The organism is Rhodococcus sp. T9N (genome assembly GCF_024436645.1).
Classification (GTDB): Bacteria; Actinomycetota; Actinomycetes; order Mycobacteriales; family Mycobacteriaceae; genus Rhodococcus_F; species Rhodococcus_F qingshengii.
The window spans coordinates 1-11,685 of the sequence record NZ_JAMSKS010000005.1 but is presented as its reverse complement, the minus strand read 5'-3'; the positions used below and the strand labels follow the sequence as shown (position 1 = coordinate 11,685).

At 60.6% G+C, this 11,685-nt stretch carries 10 protein-coding genes; 7 read left to right on the top strand and 3 right to left on the bottom strand.

Annotated elements, in window-relative coordinates:
• Positions 1–82 precede the first annotated feature (82 nt).
• Positions 83–1,321 carry an HNH endonuclease signature motif containing protein gene (locus tag M1L53_RS10455; RefSeq protein WP_142006252.1) on the top strand — a complete coding sequence of 413 codons (1,239 nt, stop codon included), beginning with the start codon at positions 83–85 and terminating at the stop codon, positions 1,319–1,321.
• Between the two features lie 70 nt (positions 1,322–1,391).
• On the opposite strand, the gene M1L53_RS10450 is transcribed toward M1L53_RS10455, so the two are convergent.
• Both M1L53_RS10450 and M1L53_RS10445 read right to left on the bottom strand, forming a co-directional pair.
• Positions 1,392–2,387: an endonuclease/exonuclease/phosphatase family protein gene (locus tag M1L53_RS10450; RefSeq protein WP_054186495.1), complete on the bottom strand. Its 996-nt coding sequence runs from the start codon at positions 2,385–2,387 to the stop codon at positions 1,392–1,394.
• Positions 2,388–2,454: 67 nt separating this feature from the next.
• Entirely contained in the window at positions 2,455–3,876 is a 1,422-nt protein-coding gene (locus M1L53_RS10445; RefSeq protein WP_003939891.1) for a short-chain fatty acyl-CoA regulator family protein, read from the bottom strand.
• Positions 3,877–4,043: 167 nt separating this feature from the next.
• Between M1L53_RS10445 and prpD the strand changes: the two genes are divergently transcribed.
• From prpD to M1L53_RS10415, 6 genes are all read left to right on the top strand, one after another.
• On the top strand, positions 4,044–5,546 hold the full coding sequence (gene prpD / locus M1L53_RS10440) for a 2-methylcitrate dehydratase PrpD (protein WP_047269775.1): 1,503 nt from the start codon (positions 4,044–4,046) through the stop codon (positions 5,544–5,546).
• The gene (gene prpB, locus M1L53_RS10435; protein ID WP_054186494.1) at positions 5,546–6,463 is read left to right on the top strand and encodes a methylisocitrate lyase; all 918 of its coding nucleotides are present in this window, start codon (positions 5,546–5,548) and stop codon (positions 6,461–6,463) included. The genes prpD and prpB overlap by 1 nt, the downstream gene beginning before the upstream one ends.
• Positions 6,460–7,581: a bifunctional 2-methylcitrate synthase/citrate synthase gene (locus M1L53_RS10430; protein WP_003939898.1), complete on the top strand. Its 1,122-nt coding sequence runs from the start codon at positions 6,460–6,462 to the stop codon at positions 7,579–7,581. The genes prpB and M1L53_RS10430 overlap by 4 nt, the downstream gene beginning before the upstream one ends.
• Before the next feature lie 177 nt (positions 7,582–7,758).
• Positions 7,759–8,541, top strand: coding sequence for an enoyl-CoA hydratase (locus M1L53_RS10425; RefSeq protein WP_054186493.1), 783 nt, complete (start codon positions 7,759–7,761; stop codon positions 8,539–8,541).
• A gap of 60 nt (positions 8,542–8,601) precedes the next feature.
• Positions 8,602–9,462, top strand: a complete 861-nt coding sequence (locus M1L53_RS10420) for an SDR family NAD(P)-dependent oxidoreductase (RefSeq protein ID WP_054186492.1) — start codon at positions 8,602–8,604, stop codon at positions 9,460–9,462.
• 10 nt (positions 9,463–9,472) lie between these two features.
• A complete protein-coding gene (locus M1L53_RS10415) occupies positions 9,473–9,946 on the top strand; it encodes a MerR family transcriptional regulator (protein ID WP_054186491.1) in 474 nt (157 codons plus the stop codon).
• A gap of 5 nt (positions 9,947–9,951) precedes the next feature.
• Here the strand turns inward: M1L53_RS10415 and M1L53_RS10410 are convergent, their stop codons facing one another.
• The gene (locus M1L53_RS10410) at positions 9,952–11,457 is read right to left on the bottom strand and encodes an MFS transporter (protein ID WP_050656983.1); all 1,506 of its coding nucleotides are present in this window, start codon (positions 11,455–11,457) and stop codon (positions 9,952–9,954) included.
• Between the last annotated feature and the right edge of the window lie 228 nt (positions 11,458–11,685).

Here is an 11,685-nt window from a genome sequence, read left to right as displayed (position 1 = left end):
AATAGGTCTCGAGCCACCCACCTGTTTGAAGTTGTCCGGTTTGTCTCTGGTTATCGAAAGTATGTTCGATTAAGCTTTGAGTATGGACAGTCGGGGAGCGTGGCAGCTGGACGGTGAGGGCCTCAAGAGTGAGGTTCTGGCTCTGGTGCGCGTCCGGCACGAGCTGCAATCGCGGATGGTGTTGCTGATCGTGGAGATGTTTTCCCGTGAGGTTCTCGGCGGGAAGGGTTTTCGGGCGATCGCGCAGTGGTTGCACGGGTCGACGAATCTGGAGATCGGTGAGTGCAGTCTGCTGGTCGGGTTGGCGCGGTTGTTGATGCTCGAACCCGTTGTGGGCGATGCATTCCATCGCGGTGACGTGGATGCGTTGAAGGCGCGGCAGGTTGCGTCGTTTTGTCAGCATCCGCCGAAGAACATGACGCCGGCGGATGTGGACAAGGCTCGCGGGATCCTGCTTGGCCTGGCGTCGCAGAACATCGCCGATTGTGATGCGGTGCGAGCAGCGATCCGCCGAATCGAGAAGCAGTACGGCAAGCGCGAAGACGGGGTTCCGGTGGGTGAGGATTCGGAGCGTAACGAGTTCTACGCGTCGAAGGGCCTATACGGGCGGGTGACCGTGAAGGGTGATCTGGATGCTGTGAACGGGGCCCGTCTGATCACGTTGCTGTCGAGCCTGTCTGCGCCGACACCGGAGAAAGACGGCGTCAAGGACATCCGCACGCCTGCGCTGCGGCGCGCGGACGGGTTCTGCGAACTACTGCGGCGGTACGAGCGGGCGGGGTTGGGTCCGATCGAAGGCGGAGTGAAACCGCACATCACGGTCACCGCCAGCGCAAAAGACATGACAGACCTCAAGGCGTTGAAAGACCTCCTGCCGTCCACCGAGGAGTTGGGTTTCGCGTGGGCGGATTGGGTGGGCCCCATCAGTATCGATACCGCGCGGATGTTGGCGTGCGACTGCACCGTGACGCGGATTTTGTTGGACGAGAATGGTGTTCCGCTCGACTGCGGCAAGGAAGCGAGAACGGCGACGGTTCCGCAGCGGCGGGCGTTGGCGGTTCGTGATGGTGGTTGCGCGTTTCCGGGGTGCGGGACACCGTCGGGGTGGTGCGATGCCCATCATATTGTTCACTGGAACGATGGTGGCCCAACGGATCTCGACAACCTGATCTTGTTGTGCGGCCATCACCACCGGACACTGCACCACACCGAATGGCGGGTGGAGATCGGACCGGATCGGAAAACGGTGTTCTATCCACCGATGTCGATCGATCTGTATCAACAGCCGATCGGCGGGAACAGCCCACCCACAGCGGCGTGAACCGCGACAACTGAAGACGTGAGCACCGGGGCACAACCATGCCCCGGTGCTTGCTCAATCCAGTATTTACTCAAGACAACGTGATGTCGGCAATCAGGCCGTGGTGATCGGATCCCTCGATCTCGATCCGTTCCAAGGATGTCGCCACGGCGCCTTTCGTGATGATGTGGTCGATACCGACCACCGCCGGATACCGCTTGTCGGTCGGATAGGTCGGGATCAGGCCGGAACCCAATTGGTCGGCGGCGCTGGTATATCCGTTCGTGAGAAGATTCCGGAACTGTTTGTTCGAGTACGACGCGTTGAAGTCGCCGCTCACTATCACGTTGTCCCGCCCGGCGACTTTGTCCATGTAAGACCCAAGCCTTCGCTGCTCGTCCGCCCACACCGAAGCCGGTGAGATGTACGCCGGTGCCGGATGCACGGCGAACAATGTGACTGGCTGCGCCAAGCCGACATTCAGTTCTGCGGACAGCGTTTCGGGTGAGAATCCGTCGAGGCTACGCGGATTGGAGAGTGGAAAGCGACTGTAGATTCCGGCCCCGCCACCGCCGTCGGTGTACGGGACGAGGAATTGGTGGCTCAGAACCTCGTCAAGCCCGGCGGCTTCGAGCGCGTCGGCTTCCTGGTACGTCAACTCCTGGACCGTCACCACGTCGACGTTGCGCTCGCGGACCATCGCCACAAGCGACTCCGGATCCGCTGCACCGACCATCAAGTTGGCCTGCATGATTCGAATCGATGGACCGTTCGCAGACGTCGACTCCCCAGTTCCGCCGATGTACAGCGGGCTCACAGACCATCCGAACAACCCAAGGACGAGGATCGAGGCGGCGCACACGATCCACTGACGCCCGATACCCGAGACGACGGCACCGATCAGCGGAGCAATCATCAACAAGGGCGCCACTGACGCCAGAACGATCACGATGTTGTGATCGACGTCCAACTGAGTTGCGATCAAGGCAACCAAACCAGTCACGATGCCGGCCACACCGGCCACGGCCGAAAGGCGGCGAAGAACCAGTCGACGAGGGGTCACGGCATCGGGTTGCATGACGTCCATGGAAGCAGAAGAGCGTCGTAGCTCCGGGAAACTGCAGGTGGAGTCGGTGTGCCCTACTGTTTGCGCCCTATTGTTGCGGATACGGAAGATGGCTGCTGCTGTTCTCACTGACGGAGATCGAGCGGCCGAGTTGGGGGAAGGCGCGTTGAGAGCACGCTGGCCTGTCACAGACTTTGCACCCCGCGCCGATCGGCACGATGGTCGCGGGGTCGTCCGTCTGAATTCCGTGTGAGTAGACCATGCGATCGGCGTAGCCGATGTCGCAACCGAGTCCGACGGCGAAGTTGCGCTCGGGTGCGAGGTACCCGAGTCCGCCGCTGTGGGTAGTGCGCGCCACCCAGAGGTATGTCCGGCCGTCGGGCATCTTCGCGACCTGAGTGAGGATGCGACCTGGGCTCGCGAATGCCTCGTGGATGACCCACAGCGGGCAACTGCCGCCGACTCTGGAGAAGTGAAAGGCGGTAGCAGACTGACGCTTCGAGATGTTTCCGGCGCGATCGGTTCGGACGAAGAAGAAGGGGATGCCGCGTTGGCCATGACGCTGGAGAGTGGACAACCGGTGGCAGACGGTCTCGAAGCCGACCTCGAACTTGAGGCTGAGCAGATCGATGTCGTACCGCAAGGCCTCAGCGGATTGCAGGAATTGGGTGTACGGGAGTAGCAGTGCGCCGGCAAAGTAGTGTGCGAGTCCGACGCGGGCCAGCGCTGCGGACTCGGCGCTCAATGATTCATCCTCGGCGACAAGGGAATCGATCACGTCGGCCTGCGTGAAGAAGGCCAACTGCATTGCGATCTGGAACGCGCGTTGTCCTGCCGACAGACGACGGGCGAGTGTGAGGACCGACTTGTTCGGATCGTAGTAACGCTTGGGGCCGAGCTTGTCGGGTTCGTCGGTACGGATCGTCACGGTGACGCCGTGCTGATCGCGAAGTAGTCGTGCCAGTTGCAAATCCACTGCGCCCACGGACAATCCGTTGTCCAGGAACATCTGTTCGGCAGCGTCGTCCAGAACGGCGATGTGATTCTTTCGGTCGTAGAAGAAGTCCCGAACTTCCTCGTAGGGCATCGGTACGAGTGACACATCGGATGCTGGTTCGCCGGACAACTGCGTCGAGAACTGGTCCAACTGCTCTGTCGCGGCGTGAAGGCGGCGGTGCAACATCACGAGGGTGCGTCCGACCGCCGGCATGCGGGCCACCAATTCGTCCACCTCGGCCAGAGATACGTCTCCAGATTCCGAAGTTTCGGCCAAGGCGTGATGAACGTCCGCAACCAGGCGTGCGTCGGAATCGGAGGCGAAGAATTGCACGTCGAGATCGAACTCGGCGTTGAGCTTGAGAAGGACGGGCACCGTCAGCGGTCGTTGATCGTTCTCCAGTTGATTGACATAGCTGGGGGAGAGTTCGAGTGCCTTCGCCAGTGCGGACTGTGACAGGTTTCGTTCCTCCCGCAGCCGTCGCAGCCGCGCTCCCGCGTACATCTTCTTCATCGAATCTCCTCGGTGCCGATCGCGTTCACCCTACCGAGAAGCTATTGGCAACATTCGCAACATTGCAGCATTGTCATTGCACAAATAGGCAATTGCGAGGGCCTATCCCGAGGTGAATGAGCTGCGTAGCGTGCAAATAGATACCGAAGAACGTGAGAAGAGGACCGATGAAGACGCATCTCGTACGCACTCACCGCTCTGCCGAAGAGTTCCCCAAGGAAGACCACCTCGCGTGGAAGATCGCGGAAGTTGCGACGGATTCCGTCGACGTCACCGACGCCACATCCGACATGATCGTCAACCGGATCATCGACAACGCGGCAGTTGCCGCAGCTTCCCTGGTGCGCCGTCCCGTGGTGAATGCGCGGGCGCAAGCACAGTCGCATCCGTATACGCCGGGCTCCACCGTGTTCGGTATCCCCGGTACGTTCTCGCCTGAATGGGCCGCCTGGGCCAACGGTGTCGCGGTTCGTGAACTCGATTTCCACGACACGTTCCTCGCCGCCGAGTACTCGCACCCCGGAGACAACATCCCGCCGATCCTCGCCGTCGCTCAGCACACCAGCCGTGACGGTCGAGACCTGATTCGTGGTCTGGCGACCGGCTACGAGATCCAGATCGACCTGGTTCGGGCTATCTGCCTGCACGAGCACAAGATCGACCACGTCGCACACCTCGGCCCCTCGGCTGCGGCAGGTATCGGAACTTTGCTGGGCCTGGGCACCGAGACGGTCTACCAGGCAATCGGCCAGGCGCTGCACCTCACGACGGCGACACGTCAGTCCCGCAAGGGCGAGATATCCAGTTGGAAGGCGTACGCGCCTGCGCTGGCAGGCAAGGTTGCCGTAGAGGCGGTCGACCGCGCGATGCGCGGTGAGGGCGCACCGTCACCGATCTGGGAAGGCGAAGACGGCGTCATCGCCTGGCTACTCGGTGGCCCGGACAAGGAGTACCACGTTCCGCTGCCCGGTTCGGGTGAGGCGAAGCGCGCCATCCTCGACTCGTACACCAAAGAACACTCCGCGGAGTACCAGAGCCAGGCGCCGATCGACCTCGCTCGCCGAATGCGTTCTCGTGTCGGTGATCTCGACCAGATCGCGTCGATCGTCCTGCATACCAGTCACCACACCCACGTCGTCATCGGCACCGGTTCCGGCGATCCGCAGAAGTTCGACCCGACCGCCTCGCGTGAAACCCTCGACCACTCGGTGATGTACATCTTTGCCGTTGCGCTTCAGGACGGTACGTGGCACCACGAACATTCCTACGCGTCCGAGCGTGCACAGCGCGCGGACACGATCGAGCTGTGGAACAAGATCTCCACGCGCGAAGATCCCGAATGGACACGCCGTTACCACTCGACGGATCCGGACGAGAAGGCTTTCGGTGCTCGCGCCGAGATCACCTTGAAGAGCGGCGAAGTCATCGTCGACGAGCTTGCGGTGGCCGATGCGCACCCGCTCGGCGCACGTCCGTTCGCTCGCAATCAGTACGTCGCGAAATTCCGCACCCTCGCCGAGGGCGTCATCGAGCCGAGCGAACAGGACCGCTTCCTCGATGCGGCTCAGCGCACCGCCGAATTGAAGGCAGGCGAACTCGATCAGCTGACCTTCACCGTTTCCGAAGACGTTCTCGCTCGGGCTCCCAAGGTCGCCAAGGGACTTTTCTGATGTCGGGCCTCATCGCAGCAGCGACGTCTGCAGCCGACAAGCGGATTGCCTTCCGGGCGGGGCTGACGTCCGGAAAGATTCAACGACTCCCGGGTGCGATCAATCCGCTGACAGCCAAGCTCATTCAGGAAATCGGGTTCGAGGGCGTCTACGTTTCGGGTGGTGCGTATTCGGCCGGATTGGCTCTTCCCGACATCGGGCTGACCACGTTGACCGAGGTCGCCGGCCACAGCAAGCAGATCGCGCGGGTCACCGACCTCCCGACGCTGATCGATGCCGACACCGGTTTCGGTGAACCCATGAGTGCTGCCCGCACGGTCACGATCTTCGAGGACGACGGTATAGCCGGTCTGCACCTCGAGGATCAGATCAACCCCAAGCGCTGTGGGCACCTCGACGGCAAAGCAATTGTGCCCACCGAAGACATGGTTCGCCGTGTTCATGCTGCAGTGTCGGCGCGTCGTGACCCGAACTTCGTCATCTGCGCGCGCACCGATGCTGCCGGAATCGACGGTATCGACGCGGCGATCGAGCGAGCAAAGGCCTATGTGGATGCCGGTGCCGATCTGATCTTCACCGAAGCTCTTGCCACCGAGGCCGACTTCGAGAAGTTCCGCGCAGCGGTCGACACTCCGCTCCTCGCCAACATGACCGAGTTCGGGAAGTCGAATCTCATTTCGGCGAAGACGTTGGAAGAGATCGGTTTCAACGCCGTCATCTACCCCGTGACCACCCTTCGGCTGGCGATGTTCGCTATCGAAAAGGGTCTGCGCGAGATTTTTGCGGAGGGCACGCAAGAAGGACTGCTCGGCGAAATGCAGCATCGCAGCAGGTTGTACGAGATTCTCGAGTACGAGCGCTACAACGAATTCGACAGTGGCATTTTCAATTTCAGCTTGGAGGGGAGTAGGACATGACCGAACAGATTCCGACGATCTACAAGGGCTTGGCCGGAGTTGTCGTCGATACGACGGCTATCTCCAAGGTAGTGCCCGAGACGAATTCTTTGACGTATCGCGGTTACGCAGTGCAGGACCTTGCCGCGAACTGCAGCTTCGAAGAAGTTGCGCACCTGCTCTGGTACGGCGAACTGCCGACTCCCGAGCAGCTCGAATTACTCTGCCTGCGTGAGCGTGCGGCCCGTCGTGCCGACCGCTCACTGCTCTCGCTTCTGACCAAGATGCCGGACAACTGCCACCCCATGGATGTTGTCCGCACGGCGATCAGCTACCTCGGCGCCGAGGATCCGGCGGAGGACGACAACTCGGAGAAGGCCAATCTGGCCAAGGCGCTGCGGATGACAGCTGTGCTGCCGACCATCGTCGCAGCCGATTTCCGCCGCCGGCGCGGTCAGGATCCCATCGCGCCGCAGTCGGACCTGGGTTTCGCCGAAAACTTCTTGAACATGTGCTTCGGTGCTGTTCCGGAGCCGGCGATCGTGAAGGCCTTCGAGGTCTCGCTGATCCTGTACGCGGAGCACTCCTTCAACGCCTCGACGTTCGCCGCTCGTGTTGTGACGTCCACACTTTCGGACATCTACAGCGCAGTGACCGCTGCTATCGGCACACTCAAGGGCCCGTTGCACGGCGGTGCAAACGAAGCTGTCATGCACGACATGCTCGAGATCGACGACCCCGACCGCGCAGAAGCCTGGATGTCGGAGAAGTTGGCTGTCAAGGAGAAGGTCATGGGCTTCGGGCACCGCGTCTACAAGAACGGTGATTCGCGTGTTCCGACCATGAAGCAGGCCCTCCTCGACGTCGCGGCAGCGACCGACGGCGAGAAGTGGGTGCAGATGTACGAGATCCTCGAGAAGACAATGGTCAGTGCCACCGGAATCAAGCCGAATCTCGATTTCCCTACGGGCCCTGCATATTTTCTCATGGGCTTCGACGTCGAGATGTTCACGCCGATCTTCGTGATGAGCCGCATCACCGGATGGACGGCGCACATCATCGAGCAAGGGCAGTCGAATGCACTGATCCGGCCGCTGAGCCAGTATTCGGGCGTGCCACAGCGCACAGTCGTGGCATGACGGTGGCATGACGCCCCTTTGATACTGCGTCGGCGAGGTTCGGTTCTGGCATCACCGTCTCCTGGCCTCGTCGACGCTTCTCCGTTCGCACTATCTGCAACTTTGCATCGAGAATTCGCAAAGATATTCAAGTGCAATGTGTTTCGACTTTTCTCTACCGGAAATAACGTGAGTGTCATGACTGAAACGCACGAAGAAATCTTGATCATCCGTCGTGGCGAGACCCTCGACGTCGTGTTCAACCGGCCGGAAAAGCGCAACGCATTGACCCCGCAGATGTACGACGCCATTGCCGGAGCCTGCCGGCGCGCCGACTCCGACCGCGAGATTCGGTTAGTCACTCTCCGAGGTGCTGGGGGAGAGGCGTTCTCGGCGGGCTCCGACATTGGCCACTTTCAAACCTTCTCGAGCTTTCACGACGGGCTCGACTACGAAAGCCGGTTCGTCGGCGTACTGACCGAACTCGAGAAAGTGAGGGTTCCCACCCTCGCGGTCATCGACGGTGTGTGCGCGGGAGCAGGGCTGTTGCTGTCGGCAGCGTGCGATGTGCGGATCGCGACGCAGGGGTCACGCTTCTGCCTACCGATCGCGCGCACACTCGGAAACTCGTTGTCGATCCATTCCGTGGCTTTGCTGGCGGACAGGATCGGCAGTTCGCGTCTGATGTCGTTGATCGCTCGGGCCGGGGTGATGTCGAGTGACGAGGCTCTGCGGAGCGGCTTCCTCAGCGACTGTGCAACAGAGTCCGAGTTCGCGACCCTGACTGCCCAGGTATCTCGCGATCTACTTGCCGCCGCCCCGATGACCGTCTGGACTATTCGCGAGTCCCTGCGACGCATCAGAACCCGAGTGATTGCCGACAACGATGATCTGATGAGCATGATCTACAGCAGTGACGACTTCAAAGCCGGCGTCGACGGTTTCCTTCGCGGGGAACGACCGGTGTGGGCCGGCGTGTAGTTCGGCGGTAGAACCACAGGCTTGCGTTGGAGCGCGCTCTAAACCCTAGCGTTGCCGACCATGACAACAAAGACCTGGATCATCACCGGAGTTTCTCAGGGTTTCGGCCGTGAACTCGCACTGTCTGCACTTCGATCGGGGGACGCGGTAGTCGCTGCAGTTCGTCGTCCCGAGTCCGTTGCAGATATTGCGTCGGCGAATCCGGATCGGTTCTCGGCGGTGATGTTCGACGTCAGAGACACCGCAGCGGCACCGGGCGTCGTCGAATATGCGCTCGAGCGTTTCGGTCGCATCGACGTGCTGGTCAACAATGCCGGTCGTGGGATGGTCGGCGCGGCGGAGATGGTGGACGATTCGACCTTGCGGGATCTCATGGAACTGCACCTGATCGGACCCGCCGCGTTGGTGCGCGCCGTCCTCCCGTCGATGCGAGTGCAGGGCAGCGGGACGATCGTGCAGATGAGCAGTCAAGGCGGCCGTATGTCGTTTCCCGGTGTCGGGGCGTACTCGGCGTCGAAGTTCGCTCTCGAGGGTTGGTCGGAGGCTCTCGCCGGTGAGGTCGCGCAGTTCGGCGTTCGGGTGATGATCGTCGAGCCCAGCCGATTCCGTACGGCATTCAACACGCCTGGCGTTCTGAGCTTCGCCGAATCATCATCGGAATACCGTGATTTGCTGGATCCCGTTCTGCGGGACATGGCGGCCGTAGACGGTGTTCAGGAGGGTGATCCGGAGAAGGCAGCAGAGATCATCACCTCGCTTGTGCACAGCGAGAAAGTGCCACTTCGTCTGCCACTCGGAAAGGAAGCCGTGGAGCGTGTCTCCGCGTCGTATCGGAAGAATCTCGCCGAGGTATGCGTCTGGGCCGACCTGGCTCGCAGTGCCGACTTCGCGGATGCTGCCGGACCCGTCCGTCCGTTCTAGGCTGAGAAACATGGCTACCGAAGACTTGATGCGTAAGGCACTCGAGGCACTTGGGGAAGTGGACGGGCCCATGTCGATCGAGGTGATTCACCGACTCGTCGATGCAGGAGACGTTCAGGAGCCGATGTCGATCGCCGAAGTTGCGGACCTGCTGGATGCCTCGGCACATACGCTGCGCTACTACGAGAAGATCGGTCTGGTCGAGGTCGATCGTGACTCGAGCGGACATCGTGTGTACGGTCCGGAATCTGTTCGGAGGCTGGTGTTTCTGACCCGCATGCGTATTTCAGGTATGGCGATTCGCGACCTGCAGCACTACGTCGAACTGGTCGACGCCGGTGAAGGGACAATTCCGGAGAGGCTCGACATGCTGCTCGAGCACCGGGACACCGTTCGTCGGCAGATCAAGGAGCTCACGTTGTCTTTGGCTGCGACGGAGTACAAGATTGCGACGTACGGCGGGCGGACCGGAGAGCAGGAGTGATCCGTTCAGTGGATGTGAGTGGCTGTTTTCGTGACTCGCCCTCTTCTGATTCCGATCGAGACGAACGCGCCAATCAGGGAGACGATGGCGCCCACCCACATCGTCGTCTGCAGCCCATACATGAATGCAGTCTCTGTCGCTGATCGCAGTGTGAGGGAAAGAGCCGGGTCAATTTCTGTCACGACTGGTGTGGTGCCCTGGGCGACGGCGCGAACCGCATCTTCCGAGACTCGATCGACTATGAAGTCGGGAATGACGTTGCCCAGTAGTGTTTCGTGGAACTTTGCTGCGGATGCCGCTGCCATCACGGCTCCGAGCACTGAAGTTCCGAGGATACCGCCAACTTGAAGTGAGGTCTGATGGACGCCCGCGGCAGGTCCGGCGTCTGCGACGTTCGCATTCCCTAGGATCGCTTGGACTGACGCAGTCATCACAAACCCGATTCCCAGGCCCAGTACCACAAACGGAATGGCCAGAGAAAGGTAGCTTCCGTGTGGTTCGATGGTGGTGAACAGTAGGAATCCCACTGCGCTGAGCAACATTCCCATAAACAAGGGCGGACGTGCGCCGTACCGTTTGATGATCCAACCGCAACTGCTCGAAGCGATTACATTCGCGATACTCATCGGGAGGATGTGGAGTCCAGCGGCCATGGGGGAGTCACCGTTGATCTGTTGCAAGAACAAGAGAATGAAGAACAGTGAGCCGACAAGCGCAAAGAAGGAGATGATTGTCAGGATGACTCCGAGTGTGATTGACCGGTCAGCGAATAGCCGAAGCGGCACCAAAGGATCCGATGCGCGTCGCTCCGCTTCTACGAAGGCCAAACCAGTGACGGTTCCACCGACCAGCCACCCGATGACATGCCAATCAGTCCAACCACTTTCGGGGGCTTTAATAAGTCCATAGGTTATGGCGAGGAGTGAACTCGTCAGCAAGATCGAACCCAGGACGTCGAACTTTACAGTCCGTACGACCCTGCCCTTGGGGAGCAGAAACAATCCTGTAGCGAGGGAAATCGCCGCAACGGGGACGTTGATCAAGAAGGCCCATCGCCAGCTGGTGTGCTCGATCAGCAATCCGCCGATCAGGGGGCCGGCGGCGGATGAAGCGCCGATCAGCGATGCGAAGACCGCAAGCGCCTTCGGAAGTGCTGCCTCGGAGAAGAGGGACCGAAGCAATGCCAGAGCGTTGGTGACGATCAGTGCGCCGAAAATTCCCTGGCCGAGTCTCGAGAAGATCACCATTTCTACACTGTGCGCCAAGGCAATTCCCGCTGATGCCAGCCCGAAACCGACGATCCCTGAAAGGAACACAGATCGTCGTCCGAAGCGATCGCCCAACCTTCCCGCGAGAACGAGCGTTGCCGCCATCGCGAGCAGATAAATGTTGGTAATCCATTGCAAACCAGAGAGACTCGCGCCTAGATCGACGACAAGAACCGGATTGGCCACTGCCGTTATCGTGCCGTCGAGCGAAACGATGAGAACGCCGAGTGCGATCGCAGTCATGGCGACCCAGGGATTGGAGTCTCGAGGTGGATCGGTGACTGGGAGTGCGTGGATTTCAGTACTGCCAGTAGATGTCACTGAGGTCTACTACTTTCTGATCGATCGGAGTTCTTCAGAGGTTGATCATGTGGCCGGCGAGGCCGTGGATCGCTTCCTGCAGTGCCTCACTGAGCGTGGGGTGGGTGTGGACGTTGCGTGCCAACTCGTTGACCGTGAGGTCCCACTTCT